Raw genomic sequence first — 16,642 nt, forward strand, 5'->3', positions numbered from 1 at the left:
CGGTTTTTCGCGACACGCTTCAATCTGCGGGCCGGCGCGACAGGCGCCGGTCAGGCATAGGCGGATGACAGGCGGCTGGCGAAGCGGGCCTTCCAGAGAGCCTCTTCGTATTCCGAGGCGGCGGTGCTGTCATGCACCACGCCGCCGCCCACATTCAGCGTCGCGGCCCCGTTTTCGAGCATAAGCGTGCGGATCGCCACGTTGAATTCCGCGCGCCCGTCAGGCGCGGCCCAGCCGATCGTGCCGCAATAGATCTCGCGCGGGGCGGGTTCGAGTTCGGCGAGGATCTGCATCGCGCGCAGCTTGGGCGCGCCGGTGATCGAGCCACAGGGGAAGAGCGCCCGGAAGATATCCGACAAGTGGGTATCGGCGGCCATCTGTCCGGCCACGAGCGAGGTCATCTGGTGCACCGTCTCGTAGGTTTCGACCTTGAAGAGCTCGGGCACGCACACACTGCCGGGCAGGCAGATGCGGCTGATATCGTTGCGCAGAAGATCCACGATCATCAGGTTTTCGGCGCGGTTCTTTTCATCGGAGGACAAAAAGGCGCGGCGGCGCGCATCCTCGGCGGGATCGTCGCTGCGGGGCTGGGTGCCCTTCATGGGGCGCGTCTCGATCCGGCCGGCGGCATCCGTGCGAAAGAACAGCTCGGGCGAGCGAGACAGGATCGCGGGCAGGCCCGGAGCCTCGATCAAGGCGCCGAAGCGGACCGGCTGGATGCGGGTCAGGGCGGCATGGAGCGCCTCTGGGGTGCCTTCGGCGCGCATGGTGATCGGGAAGGTCAGATTGGCCTGGTAGATATCACCGGCGCAGATATAGGCGTGCACCTGATCGAAGGCGGCGGCGTAATCCTCGGCGGACCAGTGCGGGGTCATGTCATGCAGCGCCACGGGACCGGCCGCCAGCGGCGGCGCCGCAAGGGGGGCGTCGAACACGCCGAACTGGAGCAAGGGCAGGCGGCGATCACGCGGCATCAGAGGCATCAGGCGCGGCTCGAGCGCATAGCCCGCGTCATAGCTTGCGAAGCCCGCGAGCCAGGCGCCCTGCGCACGCGCCGCATCGAGCGCCGCGAGAGCCGCAGGCATCTCGTCGGCGGTGCGGGCGGCAATGATGCGCCGGGGCCGGGCGAAAACCGCGGCGCGCGCATCCGGCCCATGATCGAAACGAATCTGCAAAGCGGCTGTCCCTGCTGCGTATCTGGCGAAGAGATAGGGCCAATGACGGGAAATGGCACTGTCAAAAGCGGCCTTTGCGGCCGGTTTTGCGATGCCCCTTGCAAGCCAGCGCGTGATGGATATAACCGCCAACAATTTGTGCGCAGGCCGCAAGCGCCCGCGCCCGATCAGCTGCCCGGGGATCACCATGCCGAAAAGAACAGACATCTCGTCCATCATGATCATCGGGGCGGGTCCGATCATCATTGGCCAAGCCTGCGAGTTCGACTATTCGGGCGCCCAGGCCTGCAAGGCGCTGCGCGAGGAAGGGTACCGGGTGATCCTGGTCAATTCGAACCCGGCCACGATCATGACCGATCCGGGACTGGCGGATGCCACCTATATCGAGCCGATCACCCCCGAGATCGTCGCCAAGATCATCGAGAAGGAACGCCCCGATGCGCTGCTGCCCACGATGGGCGGTCAGACCGGGCTGAACACCGCGCTGGCGGTGGCCGATATGGGCATCCTGGACAAATACGGTGTCGAGCTGATCGGGGCCAACCGTCAGGCCATCGAGATGGCCGAGGACCGCAAGCTGTTCCGCGAGGCGATGGACCGGCTGGGCATCGAGAACCCGGCGGCCACCATCGCCAACACGCTGGACGAGGCGATGGCGGCGCTGGATACGGTGGGTCTGCCGGCGATCATCCGCCCGGCCTATACGCTTGGCGGCACGGGCGGTGGCGTGGCCTATAACCGCGACGATTACGAGCGGATCTGCAAATCGGGGCTGGATGCCTCGCCGGTGAGCCAGATCCTGATCGACGAGTCGCTGCTTGGCTGGAAAGAGTTCGAGATGGAGGTGGTGCGCGACAAGGCCGATAACGCGATCATCGTCTGCGCCATCGAGAATGTCGATCCGATGGGCGTGCATACCGGAGATTCGATCACCGTGGCCCCGGCGCTGACGCTGACCGACAAGGAATACCAGATCATGCGCAACCTGAGCATCGCGGTGCTGCGCGAGATCGGGGTCGAGACGGGCGGGTCGAACGTGCAATGGGCGATCAACCCCGAAAACGGGCGCATGGTGGTCATCGAGATGAACCCGCGGGTGTCGCGCTCGTCGGCGCTGGCCTCCAAGGCCACGGGCTTCCCGATCGCCAAGATCGCCGCCAAGCTGGCGGTGGGCTATACGCTGGACGAGTTGGACAACGACATCACAAAGGTGACGCCCGCCAGCTTCGAGCCGACCATTGACTATGTCGTCACCAAGATCCCGCGCTTTGCCTTCGAGAAATTCCCCGGCTCGGAGCCGCATCTGACCACGGCGATGAAATCTGTGGGCGAGGCGATGGCGATTGGCCGGACGATCCACGAGTCGCTGCAAAAGGCGCTGGCCTCGATGGAGACGGGCCTGAGCGGGTTCGACGAGATCGAGATCGAAGGGGCACCGGAACGCGCCGCCGTCATCAAGGCGCTGAGCAAGCAGACGCCGGACCGGCTGCGCACCATCGCGCAGGCCATGCGCCACGGGCTGAGCAATGACGACATTCAGGCCGCCACCGCCTATGATCCGTGGTTCCTTGCGCGCATCCGCGAGATCGTGGAAGCCGAGGAAGAGGTCCGCGAGAGCGGTCTGCCCAAAGATGCTGCCGGACTGCGCCGTCTGAAGATGCTGGGCTTCACCGATGCGCGGCTTGCCAAGCTGACCGGCTTCACCGAGGCCGATGTGCGCCGGCGCCGGGTGGCCGAGGGGGTCACGGCCGTGTTCAAGCGGATCGACACCTGTGCCGCCGAATTCGAGGCGCAGACGCCCTATATGTATTCGACCTATGAAGCGCCGATGATGGGCGAGGTGGAGTGCGAGGCACGCCCCAGTGACCGCAAGAAGGTGGTCATCCTTGGTGGCGGCCCGAACCGGATCGGTCAGGGGATCGAGTTTGATTATTGCTGCTGTCACGCCTGTTTCGCACTGAGCGATGCGGGCTATGAAACCATCATGATCAACTGCAACCCCGAGACCGTGTCGACCGATTACGATACCTCGGACCGGCTGTATTTCGAGCCGCTGACGTTCGAGCATGTGATGGAAATCCTGCGCGTCGAGTTGGAGAACGGCACGCTGCACGGGGTGATCGTGCAGTTCGGGGGGCAGACCCCGCTGAAGCTGGCCAAGGCGCTGGAGGCCGAAGGCATCCCGATCCTCGGCACCTCGCCGGACGCGATCGATCTGGCCGAGGACCGCGAGCGGTTCCAGGCGCTGGTCAATCAACTTGGCCTCAAGCAGCCGAAGAACGGCATCGCCAGCACCGACAAGCAGGCCCTGGCCATCGCCGATGAGATCGGTTTCCCGCTGGTGATCCGCCCGTCCTATGTGCTGGGTGGGCGCGCGATGGAGATCGTGCGCGACATGGCGCATCTGGAGCGCTACATCGCCGAGGCCGTGGTGGTCTCGGGCGACAGTCCGGTGCTGCTGGATGGTTACCTATCGGGGGCCATCGAATGCGATGTGGATGCGCTCTGCGATGGCGAGACCGTGCATGTGGCGGGCATCATGCAGCATATCGAGGAAGCGGGCGTGCATTCGGGGGACAGCGCCTGTTCGTTGCCGCCCTATTCGCTGCGCCCCGAAACCATCGCCGAGATCAAGACCCAGACCGAGGCACTGGCCCGGGCGCTGAATGTCGTGGGGCTGATGAACGTGCAGTTCGCGGTCAAGGGTGACGACATCTATCTGATCGAAGTGAACCCGCGTGCCAGCCGCACGGTGCCCTTCGTGGCCAAGGCCACCGACTCGGCCATTGCATCCATCGCAGCGCGGCTGATGGCGGGCGAGCCGATGTCGAACTTCCCCTATCGGGGCCCCTACCCTGCCGACACCAAACCCGGCACCTTGCCGATGGCCGACCAGATGACTCTGGCCGATCCGGCGATGCCGTGGTTTTCGGTCAAGGAGGCGGTCATGCCCTTCGCGCGCTTCCCCGGTGTGGATACGATCCTTGGCCCCGAGATGCGCTCGACCGGTGAGGTGATGGGGTGGGATGTGTCCTTCCCGCGCGCCTTCCTCAAGGCGCAGATGGGCGCGGGCACAGACCTGCCGGAAAGCGGCACGGTGTTCTTTTCGATCAAGGATTCGGACAAGACACCGCAGCTGATCGAGGCGGCACGGACGCTGACCGATCTGGGCTTCGATCTGATCGCGACCCGTGGCACGGCGGCGTTTCTGGCCGAGCAGGACATCGATTGTGCCGTGGTCAACAAGGTCTATGAGGGGCGCCCGAACATCGTGGACATGCTCAAGAACGGGCAGATCGCACTGGTCATGAACACGACCGAAGGTGCGCAGGCCGTCGAGGACAGCCGCGAAATCCGGTCGGTCGCGCTTTATGACAAGATCCCGTATTTCACGACCGGCGCCGGTGCGCATGCCGCAGCCATGGCAATAAAGGCACGCCAAGAGGGCGAACTGAAAGTGATGCCGCTGCAGGGACAGCCCAGACCCGCCGCATAAAGCTGCGCCAAGGCACTGATAATGCTGCATAAAAATCGGCGCCACCCGGCGCCGAACCGAGCCATGATGTGCCATCCCGGCAGCCCTGCACTGGGTGCATGGATTTTTGTGAAATTTGGGATTGCGCGGCGCAAATTTTCGATTATGTGCGGCTGACGGACGCTGATGCGCCCGCCCAAACCGCAACCTCACTTTTCAGGAGGCCGAAAATGACGCGTGACGAACTGAACCGCGAATTGCGTATGCACAGTGCTTCCTGGCCGGCGGTCCTCATCGTGTATGGACTCATCGTGGCCACGATGGTGTTCAGCGCGATGTCCATCACCTGACCCAGGGCAGCTTGACACCAGAGACCTGTTGAACAGGTCCGGTTGCAACGAGATAGATAGCGGCGGATGGCACATGCCCATCCGCCGTTTTTCATGGTCGACGCGCTAATCAGAGCTGTGTGCCCTGCACCTTGGCATCGCCCGGCTTGATGTTGCTGGAGGCTGCTTCGCCGACATTGTCGACGCCACGTTCCTCGAGCAGGGTGGTCAGCCAGTCGGGGTCCATCTCGGGTACCGAACTGAGCAGCAGATCGGTATAAGGGTGGTGCGGCGGCGTGAACATGTCCGTCTTGGGGCCTTGTTCCACCACCTTGCCATGCTGCATGACGACCACCTCATCGGCGATCGCGCGCACAGTGGCCAGATCATGGGTGATGAACATATAGGCGAGGTTCAGCTCTTTCTGGAGCCGGTTCAGAAGCCGCAGGATGCCTTCGGCGACAAGCTGATCGAGGGCTGATGTCACCTCGTCGCAGATGATGAAGGTGGGATCGGCTGCGAGTGCGCGGGCAATCCCGATCCGCTGCTTCTGCCCCCCGGACAGTTCCGGCGGATAGCGGTTGTAGTATTTCGAGGGCTCAAGCTCGATCAGGTCCAGAAGTTCGTCCACCCGGCTCTTGAGCGCGGCACCCTTGAGGCCGTGATAGAATTGCGCGGGACGGCCGATGATTTCCGAGATCTGCACCTTGGGATTGAGCGCGGTATCGGCCATCTGGTAGATCATCTGGCACTGGCGCAACTGATCCTTGGTGCGGTTGCGGTAATCGGGGGGGAACGGTTCGCCCTTGAACAGAACGTCGCCTTTCATCGGGGGCAAAAGCCCGGTGATGACGCGGGCGGTGGTGGATTTTCCGGACCCGGATTCGCCGACAACGGCGACGGTCATGCCCTCGTAGACATCGAAGCTGACATCATCGAGCACCTTGGCGCCGCTGCTATAGGCGGCATCCACGTTGCGCACCGAGATGAGCGGCGTGGTGTCCTTGGGCCGGACTTTCTGCTCGCGCTTGAGGCTGCGGACCGCCCAGAGGCTTTTGGTGTAATCCTCTTTCGGGTTGTCGAGCATTTCCTTGGTGGGGGCCTCTTCGACCTCTTCGCCCTTGAGCAACACCTTGATCGTGTCGGCCATCTGCGCCACGACGGCGAGATCGTGGGTGATGTAGATGGCGGCGGTGTTGAACTGATCGACGATATCGCGGATCGCGGCCAGCACCTCGATCTGGGTGGTCACGTCAAGCGCCGTGGTCGGCTCATCGAAGATGATGAGATCGGGACGGCAGGACATGGCCATCGCCGTCATCGCGCGCTGCAACTGACCGCCCGACACCTGGTGCGGATAGCGAAAGCCGATCTCTTCGGGGTTGGGCAGACGCAGCCGGCGATAGAGCTCGATGGCGTCTTCCTGCGCTTCCATCCGTTTCTTCAGGCGGTATTGCACCGGCGCTTCGGTATGCTGGTCGATCAGCTTGTGCGCCGGGTTGAACGAGGCGGCGGCGGATTGTGCCACATATGCGATCCGCGAACCACGCAGCGCGCGCCGGTCGCTTTCGGAGGCGGTGGTCAGCTCCATGCCGTCGAACTCGATCGAGCCGCCGGAAATGCGCGTCCCGTCCCGGGCATAGCCCATGGCGGCCGCACCGATGGTGGATTTCCCGGCGCCGGATTCACCGATCAGGCCCAGCACCTCGCCACGGTGGAGGGTCAGGTCGACACCCTTGATGATGTCGACCCATTGTTCGTCGGAATAGCCCTGAATCTGCAGATCGCGGATTTCCAGAAGGACGTCTTTTGATTTCGGCATGGGGATTAATCCTTCAGTCCGGAGGAACGGTGCAGCATCCAGTCGACCACGAAATTGACCGCAACGGTCAAGAGCGCGATGGCCGCCGCCGGAATGAGCGGGGTGATGTCACCGAAGGAAATGAGCGTCGCGTTTTCACGCACCATCGAGCCCCAGTCCGCGGTGGGCGGCTGGATGCCGAGCCCGAGGAATGACAGGCCCGCGACGAGCAGGAACACGAAGCAGAATTCCAACCCGAATTCCGCGATCAGAGGTGCTGTGGAATTGGGCAGGATCTCGCGGCGGATCAGGTACCATTTGCCCTCGCCGCGCAGCTTGGCCGCTTCGATATAGTCCATGACCACCACGTTGCCCGCCACCGCACGCGTCAGGCGGAAGACGCGCGGCGAATAGATCACGCCGACCACGAGGATCAGGATCACCTCGGACGGATTGAAGATGGTCAGCATGCCAAGGCTGAATGCAGCGGAGACCCCAACGAGGATCGCCAGACCAACAAGCCAGCTGAGCACGTTGTTTTCCGCCTTTGCGACCACCACCAGAAGGCCGGTGACCATGGCAAAGCCGAACATCAGCCAGAAGCTGGTGGTCGAGTTGGCCAGCGCACCGCCGAAGATCGACAGCATCAAAAGCGCGAAGATCAGCGAGGGGATCGACATGATGACATCCGATGTCCGCCCCAGAACCTGATCGAACCAGCCCCCGGTCGTAGCAGCCAGAAGCCCCGCGAGCGCCCCTAGAAGGAAGGCCATCACGGTTCCCGCAAGGGCGAGGGCCACGGTATTCCGCGCGCCATAGATGATCCGGCTGAACATGTCGCGGCCCAGCTGATCGGCGCCCAGAAGCATGTCGCCATCCGGCGCGGCAAAGGCGGTCGAGATCACCTCGGCTTCGCCAAAGGGCGCGATCCAGGGCGCGAAGATACCGGCAATCGCATAGGTGAAGATCACGAACATGCCGAATGCCGCGGTCAGCGGCGCGGTGCGCAGCTCCTTGGCCATGTCGTTGGACGCGATGGCGATCAGGAATTCGCGGAACGCATAGGCCACCATGGCCGAGAGAGCCAGCATCCCAGCCGCAATCGCCACGCCGCGAAGCATCGACGCCCCGCCCACGATCCCGAGGATGAAGGACACCAGGGTGAGCGAGAAGACCAGCAGAAACCAGGTGCGTTTGTTGAAATAGGCGGCCAGACAGGACGCTGCGAGAAGCAGGGTATAGTAGCCGATAACGAAGATGCTCATCGTGATACCCTCCCTTACTTCGGATGCCGCAGACGCGGGTTTGTCAGAATGGCCCCGACATCCGCCGCAAGATTGAGCAGGATGAAGGTGGCCGCGAAGATCAGGCAGCAGGCCTGCACGACGGGGAAGTCACGTTTCGACACCGAGTCGACAAGCGCCTGTCCGATGCCGGGATAGACGAAGACCACCTCGACCAGCACCACGCCGGTGATGAGATAAGCCAGGTTGAGGGCCACCACGTTGATGATCGGCGCCCAGGCATTCGGCAGGGCGTGCTTGACGATGACTTTCCATGGCGGCGTGCCCTTGAGACGGGCCATTTCGATATAAGGCGAGGCCAGCAGGTTGATGATCGCCGCCCGCGTCATGCGCATCATGTGCGCGGTCACCACCAGCACCAGTGTCAGCGCGGGAAGGAAGGTCCGGTGCAGAAGCTCGGGCAGGGTCATGTCCTGACTGAGGCTTGCGATGGCAGGGAACATGCCCCAGTTCACCGAGAAATAGAGGATGAGGATATAGCCCAGGAAGAATTCCGGCGACGAGATCGAGGTCAGCGTCGCCACGTTCGCCACCCGGTCAAAGACGGTATAGCGCAAGAGCGCGACCAGCACGCCCAGAACGATGGCCAGCGGCACCGCGATCACCGCGGCATAGGCCGCGAGGAACAGCGTGTTCATGAAGCGCTGCCCGATCAGGGTGGTCACACGCTCACCGGTCACGATGGAATTGCCGAAATCGAGTGTCACCGCACCGCCAAGCCATTCGAGATATCGGATGATGGCGGGCTTGTCCAAACCCATTTCCTTGCGTAATGCCGCCAGGTTTTCCTCGGTTGCCCCCTGACCGAGAACCGCCTGAGCGATATCGCCCGGCAAAAGCTCGACCATGAAGAAAATGATGACGGATATGACCAAGAGGATGAACAGCCCGATACCGAGCCTCTTTCCTACAAGCCCCAGAATGTCTCCCATCTGTCCCTCCTGCTGTTGTACCGGTGCCGAGGACATGATGTCGTCCCTGCGACCAGTAGAACAGTTTTTTATTTGGGCTGTGCTTTCATGATGCCGCAAGGGCAAATCTGAGCCAGCTTTTGGCCTGAACGCATTTTTCAGAAGATGAGAGGCTGGTTCAGGCAACGATGGACCCGGCGCATCACGCCGGGTCCGGTCTTGTATCTATCAGCCTTCGAACCACCAACGGCTGGCGGCGCGGGCGCCGTCCATCTGCCAGCTTGCCGCGAGTTCAGGGCCGTGCTGAACGTTCTTGCGGCGGGCATAGACGAAGTTCGGGAAGAACGGGATCAATGTGCCGCCATCATCACGGGCCAGCATGCCCATTTCGCGATACATCTCGGCGCGCTTGTCATTGTCCAGTTCGGACTTGGCCTGCAGCAGCAGTTCGTTGAACCGTTCGTTCTGCCAGCGGCTTTCGTTCCAGGCAGCGTCATCCTTGTAGGCAAGGCTGTACATGACGTCCGGCGTCGGACGTGCGCCCCACTGCACCACGCACCAGGGATCCTTGAGCCAGACATCCGAGTAGTAGCCATCGCTCGGCACGCGGTTGACGGTGATGTTGATGCCCGCGGCCTTGGCCTGTTCGGCGTAGAGGATGCACATGTCCACGGCGCCCGAGAACACCGAATCCGCCACCTTGATCTCGACCGACAGGCCTTCGGCACCGGCTTTGGCCAGCAAGGCCTTGGCCTCGTCCGGATCATACTCGCGCTGCGGAATATCGTCGGGCCAGTAGGGCATGGCGGGCGAATGGTGGAAATCATTGCCCATGGTTGCCGTGTTGAAGGTGATCTTTTCGATGATCTCCTGCCGGTTCATCGCCAGCTTCATCGCATTGCGCACGTCCACATTGTCGAAAGGTGCCGTGTCGCACATCATCGGCATGGTGATCGCGGCGGCCGAGGGGACGTTGTCGATCTCGATATTGGGATCGCGCTGCAGAAGCGACAGGGTCTTGAGCTCGAGCTGCGTGATCGCATCGACATCGCCGGTGACAAGGGCCGTCTGGCGGGCGTTCGGATCGTTGAGGACGGTGATCACCACCTCGTCGAAATACGCACCTTCGAGGTGCCAGTCGTCATGCCGGACAAGGCTGTACTGAACGCCGAATTCGGTTTCGACCAGACGGTAAGGACCGCAGCCATCGCCCGACTGCCAGTTCAGGCTGCCATCGTCATTGGCGGGGCAGATGGCGAAATGGTAGTCGGTCATCAGCCACGGCAGATCGGCATTGCCCGACCCCAGCGTCACGGTGATCGAGTGATCGCCATTGTCGACGATATCGACCACATCCGACAAAAGCGCCTTGGCCGCCGATGTCGAGGACTCGCCGCGATGATGGTTGAGAGACGCGACCACATCGTTCGCCGTCACCTTGGCGCCGCTGTGGAAGGTCGCGCGATCGTTCAGCTTGAAGGTCCAGACCTTGGCGTCCGGGCTTGCCGACCATTCCGTCGCCACATCCGGGCCAAGCGAGCCATCCGACTCGATCAGGGTCAGGTAGCTGCGGAACGTGTGGATCAGCTGGATCATCGAGAAGGTTACGTAGGTGCCGGGATCATGCGTGTCGCCGGTGTTGCCGTCATGCGCGCCGAGGCGGAACGTGCCGCCGCGCGAGGGTGCGGCCTTGGCCTGCGTCGTCCAAAGCCCGGTGGCGGCAGAAGCGGTCAGGCCCGCCGCCATCGAATAATTCATGAAGGACCGGCGCGAAACCTTGCCCTCGCGGGCGGCGTCGGCAAGCCGGTCAATCAGCATCTGATCTTTGATTTTCGTCATGGTCTCTCCCTGATTTTATATCTGAGGTCACCGCCGAGGACATGCTCGCGGCGCCATTCCCAAGTGTTTGCGTCATTCGCCAAGACAGGTAGCCTAAAAACGACATGTGCCAACCAAAACACGAATTCGCACGGACATCCACCCTTTCCATGCGGCAAGCGATTTTTCATTTATCAACAATATATTGTAAGAATACGATGTCACGCGGCTCCAATCGCACGGCGTTGCCCTGCAAAATATTGTCTAAATACGACAAGTTCACATCCGGAGGCGGATACGCAGGTCCCTGATCCGGGACCGGTCAGCTTTCGTCCCTGCGCGACCGCAGCCGCGCGAAATAATCCAGCCTTTTCTTCAATTCGCGCTCGAATCCGCGCTCGACCGGGCTGTAGAGGACGGGGCGTTTCATATCCTCGGGAAAGTAGTTCTGCCCGGAAAATCCATCCTCGGCATCATGGTCATAGGCGTAGCCCTCGCCATAGCCTTGATCCTTCATCAGCTTGGTGGGCGCATTGAGAATATGCCGGGGTGGTGGCGCGCTTCCTGTCGCCTTGGCCGCGCGCATGGCGGCCTTGTAGGCGACGTAGCCGGCGTTGGATTTCGGCGCCAAGGCCAGATAGGTCACCGCCTGAGCCAGCGCCAGTTCGCCCTCGGGGCTGCCGAGGCGTTCGTAGATTTCCCAGGCATGAAGGCAGACCGTCTGCGCCTGCGGATCGGCCAGACCGATATCCTCGACCGCCATTCGGGTGATCCGCCGCGCAAGATAGCGCGGATCCTCCCCCCCGGTCAGCATCCTTGCATACCAGTAAAGCGCCGCATCCGGATCGGACCCGCGCACCGATTTGTGCAGCGCCGAAATCAGGTTGTAATGTTCATCACCGGACTTGTCGTATTTCGCGGCCCGCCGCATCAGCCGCCCGGTCAGCGCGGCTGTGTCAAGCTTGCCCTCGACCTTCCAGGCGGCCACCTGTTCGATCAGATTGAGAAGCGCGCGCCCGTCGCCATCGGCCATCTCGAGCAGCGCCTCGCGGGCTGGACCATCCAGAGGCAGGGGACGGCCAAGCTCGGCCTCGGCGCGTTGCGCCAACAGCTCCAGATCGGCCAGCGACAGCCGTTCGAGTACCAGAACCTGCGCCCGGCTGAGGAGGGCGGCGTTCAACTCGAAGCTGGGATTTTCGGTGGTCGCGCCCACCAGCAGAAGCGTCCCATCCTCCATATGGGGCAGGAAACTGTCTTGCTGGGCCTTGTTGAAGCGGTGGATCTCATCGACGAACAGCAGCGTCCCCTGCCCGTTCGCGCGGCCGTGGCGCGCTTGCTCGAACACCTTCTTCAACTCGGCCACACCACTGAAGATCGCGCTGATCTGCACGAAATGGAGATCGGTCTCGTCGGCCAAAAGCCGAGCGATCGTGGTCTTGCCTACCCCCGGCGGCCCCCAGAACACCAAAGACGACAGGCTGCCAGCCTCCAGCATCGCGCCAAGCGGTGCCTCGGGGCCAAGCAGCTGCGCCTGCCCGATCACATCCGCCAGCTTGCGCGGGCGCAGCCTGTCGGCCAAAGGGCGAGGCGCGGTGTCGGGCGCTTTGCCGGGGTCCTTGTCGAACAGATCCTGCATCCGCTAGAGCCTGAACCGCAGAACGGCGCGCTGATCGCCGCGCTGCACATCGAGTGACAGCATCCCCGAGGCTCGCGCCAGAAGATCGTTCGCGCTGGTGCTGTCGTTCACCTCGATCCCGTCAATCGCGCGCAGCACGTCACCCGCCTGCAAACCGGCCCGCGCCCCGACGCGGCCGGGATCGTCCACCACCACGCCCGACATGCCAAGCGGCAGGTCGTACTCGGACAGGACCACAGGGTTGACCGTCGACAGGGTCATTCCGGGAATGGCGGTTTGCTGGCCTGTCACAAGCTGCGCGCGCGGCGGCATATCCGGCGGCGCGATAAGGTCCAGCGTCACCTCGCGCACGGCACCATCGCGGATATGGGTGATGGTCGACGCGGCCCCGATACCCGCGACCGACATGCGAAACAGCATCTCGGCGGGCGTATTGACGGGCAAGCCATCGACGGTTGTGATGACATCGCCGGGCTCGATGCCGGCGCGAGCGAAGGCGCTTTGCGGATGCACCTGCGAGATGACCAGCCCGCCGGGACGCTCAAGCCCCAGCCCCTCGACCATGTCGGCGGTCACCGGCTGACCGGCAAGCCCCGCCCAGGGGCGCTGAAACCTGCTGTTCCCGGCACGGGCCTGCGTAACGAATTGCGCGACAAGCGCCGATGGGATGGCGAAGCCGATGCCATTCGACCCACCCGAGCGGCTGAGGATCGCGGTATTCACCCCGATGAGCCGTCCATTGATATCGACCAGCGCGCCGCCGGAATTGCCCGGATTGATCGGTGCATCGGTCTGGATGAAATAGCCGCGCGCATTGCCCGTGGCGGTGCCCGACCGCGCCAGCCCCGACACGATTCCGCTGCTGACGGTCTGACCCACGCCGAAAGGGTTGCCGATGGCCAGAACAAGTTCGCCGACATCGACGGTATCGCTGTCGCGAAGCTCGAGCGCGGGCATCGGCGGCGCATCTTCAAGCTGCAGAATGGCCAGATCGCTTTCCTCGTCCGACAAGAGCACACGCGCGGAATATTCGCGCCGGTCATTGAGAACCACACGGATATCCGTTGCCTCTCCGACCACATGATAATTCGAAACGACGATGCCATCCTCGCTGAGGATCACCCCGGACCCCAGTGAGTTCTGGACGCGCTGTTGCGGCACGCCGAAATCGCGAAAGAGGTTCTGAAAGAAGGGATCGCCACTGAACGGGCTGGAGCGCACATTCACGATGCGGCGCGCATAGATATTGACCACCGCAGGGGCGGCACGCTTGACCACGGGGGTGAAGCTGAGCCCGATCTCGGCCCGGGTTTCGGGCACGCGGGCGCCGTCGGCCAAAACCGGCGTGGACAGAACACACAGCATCATGAAAAGCGCGCGGATCACAGCACCCCTCCGATCAATTCCGCCTCCACCATATGCGAAGACCTGACGCGCTTTGCAACCGCCCTGCCCGATGATCGCCCAAACAGGGCAGCCCGAACGCAAAAGGCCCCCGCCGATCCGGCAGGGGCCAAAAGACACCGGGCCATGCCGGAGTGATCAATCTTCGTCGCCAGCAACCTCTGCGGCTTCGAGACGGGCGCGATCCGCCGCACCCTTGGCATCGAGATCACGCTCGACGAATTCGATGATCGCCATAGGCGCCATGTCGCCATAACGGAAACCGGCCTTGAGGACGCGGACATACCCGCCCTGACGCTCTTTGTAGCGCGGGCCGAGAACCTCGAACAGTTTGGCGACGTGCTTGTCCTGCTTGAGCTGTGCCGCGGCCTGACGGCGGGCATGCAGATCGCCGCGCTTGCCAAGAGTGACCAGCTTTTCGACGATGCGGCGAAGTTCCTTCGCCTTGGGCAGGGTTGTCTTGATTTGCTCATGTTCGATGAGCGAGCCGGCCATGTTGGCCCACAGAGCCTTGCGGTGTTCGTGGGTCCGGTTCAGGCGGCGGTAGCCTCGTGCGTGACGCATGTTTCAATCTCCAGATCGTGTTTTGCTTTGTCTGACCGGCGATGCGTGTCACCGGCTCTCCTTGGGGCGGAATGCCCGGGGTATTGCCGGCGGGGCGCAGACCGCCCCGACCGGGAATTTCGAACAGTACTTAGAACTGGTCTTCGAACTTCTTGGCCAGGTCTTCGATATTGTCCGGCGGCCAATCCTCGACATCCATGCCGAGATGCAGGCCCATGCCCGACAGCACTTCCTTGATTTCGTTCAAGGACTTGCGGCCGAAGTTGGGTGTACGGAGCATTTCGGCTTCGGTCTTCTGGATCAGATCGCCGATATAGACGATGTTGTCGTTCTTCAGGCAGTTCGCCGAACGCACCGACAATTCCAGCTCGTCCACTTTCTTGAGCAGGAGCGGGTTGAATTCCAGCCCCTCATCCTCGGACTCGCGGCCTGCCGCTTCGGGTTCTTCGAAGTTGACGAAGATCGACAGCTGATCCTGAAGGATACGCGCGGCATAAGCCACAGCATCGTCAGGCGTGATCGAGCCATCGGTTTCCAGCTTCAGGGTCAGTTTGTCATAGTCAAGCACCTGACCTTCGCGGGTGGGCTGGACGTCATAGCTGACTTTCTTGACCGGCGAATAGATCGCGTCGATCGGGATCAGACCGATGGGCGCGTCTTCCGGCTTGTTCTTGTCCGCAGCGACATAGCCTTTTCCGGTGTTGACGGTCAGTTCCATGAACAGATCGGCACCATCGTCGAGGTGGCAGATCACGTGATCCTTGTTCAGGACCTCGATGCCCGCGCTGTCGGTGATATCACCGGCCGTGACGATTGCAGGTCCTTTGGCCGAAATCGACAGGCGCTTGGGCCCTTCGACTTCCATCCGCAAGGACACGCCCTTGAGATTCAGAACGATATCGGTGACGTCTTCACGCACACCGGCGACCGAGCTGAATTCATGCAGGACGTTGTCGATCTGCACGCTGGTGATCGCAGCGCCTTGGAGCGACGACAACAGCACGCGGCGCAGCGCGTTGCCCAGTGTCAGGCCAAAACCACGCTCCAGCGGTTCGGCGATTACGGTGGCTTGGCGCATCGGGTCATTGCCCGGCTTGACGTCAAGTTGTGTCGGCTTGATCAGCTCTGCCCAGTTCTTATGGATCATGCGTTCCCTCCATTCCTGTCCCTGCTCCATGTCCAAAAGGCCGGGACGCCCGAGGTTCAAAATAACGGAATGGGGCCGTGCATCGCACGCGGCCCCACCTAGAAAATCGACTTAGACGCGGCGGCGCTTGGGAGGGCGGCAGCCGTTATGGGCGATCGGGGTCACATCACGGATCGAGGTGATGTTGAAACCGACGGCGGCCAGAGCACGAAGCGCGGACTCGCGGCCCGAGCCAGGACCCTGAACCTCGACCTCGAGGGTCTTCATGCCATGTTCCTGCGCCTTGCGGCCCGCATCTTCGGCGGCCATCTGAGCGGCATAGGGCGTCGACTTGCGCGAGCCCTTGAAGCCCATGGTGCCGGCCGAGGACCATGCAATCGCATTGCCCTGCACGTCCGAGATGAGGATCTTGGTATTGTTGAAAGAAGAGTTCACATGAGCAACGCCGGTGGCGATGTTCTTGGAAACCTTTTTCTTGGTACGACGGGTATCACGTGCCATTGGTTCTGCCCTCCCTTACTTCTTCTTGCCGGCAATAGCTTTTGCCGGGCCCTTGCGGGTGCGGGCATTGGTATGCGTCCGCTGACCGCGAACCGGCAGGTTGCGGCGGTGACGCAGACCGCGATAGCAGCCGAGATCCATCAGACGCTTGATGTTCATCTGGACTTCACGACGCAGGTCGCCTTCGACGGTGAAGTTTTCGTCGAGATGCTCGCGCACGGCCAGAAGCTCGGCGTCCGACAGCTCGTTGACGCGGCGCGACTGGTCGATACCAACGGCTTCGCAGATGGCCTTGGCCGATGCATGGCCAATTCCGGTGATGTAGGTGAGGGCGATCGGGACCCGTTTACTGGTCGGGATGTTTACGCCGGCGATACGTGCCACGTGTCATGTCCTTTCGTTGCGGTTCCGTAGCTCCAGAACCTTTTTTCACAACGTCAGCCCGGGCATGTTGCCAGCCGGGCCGCAGCTGATTTCAGGTGATCGATCCTTGACGGATCATTACCGCGCCAGAATCAAATCCGCGCGGGATGTTGCTGGTTAGGAGTAAATGCCGGGAGCGTCAACCCCCTGCCAT

Annotated in this window: 12 protein-coding genes; 1 reads left to right on the forward strand and 11 read right to left on the reverse strand. The window is 62.3% G+C overall.

Translation table 11 applies throughout. The features are described from left to right. Positions 1-50: 50 nt before the first annotated feature. Complete coding sequence (locus F3H35_RS10505) at positions 51-1,175, reverse strand: aminodeoxychorismate synthase component I (protein ID WP_149779553.1); 1,125 nt, start codon at positions 1,173-1,175, stop codon at positions 51-53. A 187-nt stretch (positions 1,176-1,362) separates the two neighbouring features. Between F3H35_RS10505 and carB the strand changes: the two genes are divergently transcribed. Next, entirely contained in the window at positions 1,363-4,671 is a 3,309-nt protein-coding gene (gene carB / locus F3H35_RS10510) for a carbamoyl-phosphate synthase large subunit (RefSeq protein WP_149779554.1), read from the forward strand. A gap of 438 nt (positions 4,672-5,109) precedes the next feature. On the opposite strand, the gene F3H35_RS10515 is transcribed toward carB, so the two are convergent. The 10 genes from F3H35_RS10515 to rpsM form a co-directional block, all read right to left on the reverse strand. Beyond that, a complete protein-coding gene (locus tag F3H35_RS10515) occupies positions 5,110-6,801 on the reverse strand; it encodes an ABC transporter ATP-binding protein (protein WP_149779555.1) in 1,692 nt (563 codons plus the stop codon). Positions 6,802-6,806: 5 nt separating this feature from the next. Continuing rightward, a complete protein-coding gene (locus F3H35_RS10520) occupies positions 6,807-8,045 on the reverse strand; it encodes an ABC transporter permease (protein ID WP_149779556.1) in 1,239 nt (412 codons plus the stop codon). Between the two features lie 14 nt (positions 8,046-8,059). Beyond that, a complete protein-coding gene (locus tag F3H35_RS10525; RefSeq protein WP_149779557.1) occupies positions 8,060-9,016 on the reverse strand; it encodes an ABC transporter permease in 957 nt (318 codons plus the stop codon). Positions 9,017-9,223: 207 nt separating this feature from the next. After that, positions 9,224-10,834, reverse strand: coding sequence for an ABC transporter substrate-binding protein (locus tag F3H35_RS10530; RefSeq protein WP_149779558.1), 1,611 nt, complete (start codon positions 10,832-10,834; stop codon positions 9,224-9,226). A 301-nt stretch (positions 10,835-11,135) separates the two neighbouring features. Continuing rightward, entirely contained in the window at positions 11,136-12,449 is a 1,314-nt protein-coding gene (locus F3H35_RS10535) for a replication-associated recombination protein A (protein WP_149779559.1), read from the reverse strand. A 3-nt stretch (positions 12,450-12,452) separates the two neighbouring features. After that, on the reverse strand, positions 12,453-13,835 hold the full coding sequence (locus F3H35_RS10540) for a trypsin-like peptidase domain-containing protein (protein WP_149779560.1): 1,383 nt from the start codon (positions 13,833-13,835) through the stop codon (positions 12,453-12,455). Positions 13,836-13,991: 156 nt separating this feature from the next. Beyond that, complete coding sequence (gene rplQ, locus F3H35_RS10545) at positions 13,992-14,417, reverse strand: 50S ribosomal protein L17 (protein ID WP_007817189.1); 426 nt, start codon at positions 14,415-14,417, stop codon at positions 13,992-13,994. A gap of 130 nt (positions 14,418-14,547) precedes the next feature. Continuing rightward, a complete protein-coding gene (locus F3H35_RS10550; RefSeq protein WP_007817187.1) occupies positions 14,548-15,564 on the reverse strand; it encodes a DNA-directed RNA polymerase subunit alpha in 1,017 nt (338 codons plus the stop codon). A gap of 111 nt (positions 15,565-15,675) precedes the next feature. Next, entirely contained in the window at positions 15,676-16,065 is a 390-nt protein-coding gene (gene rpsK / locus F3H35_RS10555) for a 30S ribosomal protein S11 (protein ID WP_007817184.1), read from the reverse strand. Between the two features lie 15 nt (positions 16,066-16,080). Next, positions 16,081-16,449: a 30S ribosomal protein S13 gene (rpsM, locus tag F3H35_RS10560; protein ID WP_007817182.1), complete on the reverse strand. Its 369-nt coding sequence runs from the start codon at positions 16,447-16,449 to the stop codon at positions 16,081-16,083. Positions 16,450-16,642 lie beyond the last annotated feature (193 nt).

Origin of the sequence: Roseovarius litoreus (assembly GCF_900142765.1) — a bacterium.
GTDB classification, from domain to species: domain Bacteria; phylum Pseudomonadota; class Alphaproteobacteria; order Rhodobacterales; family Rhodobacteraceae; genus Roseovarius; species Roseovarius litoreus.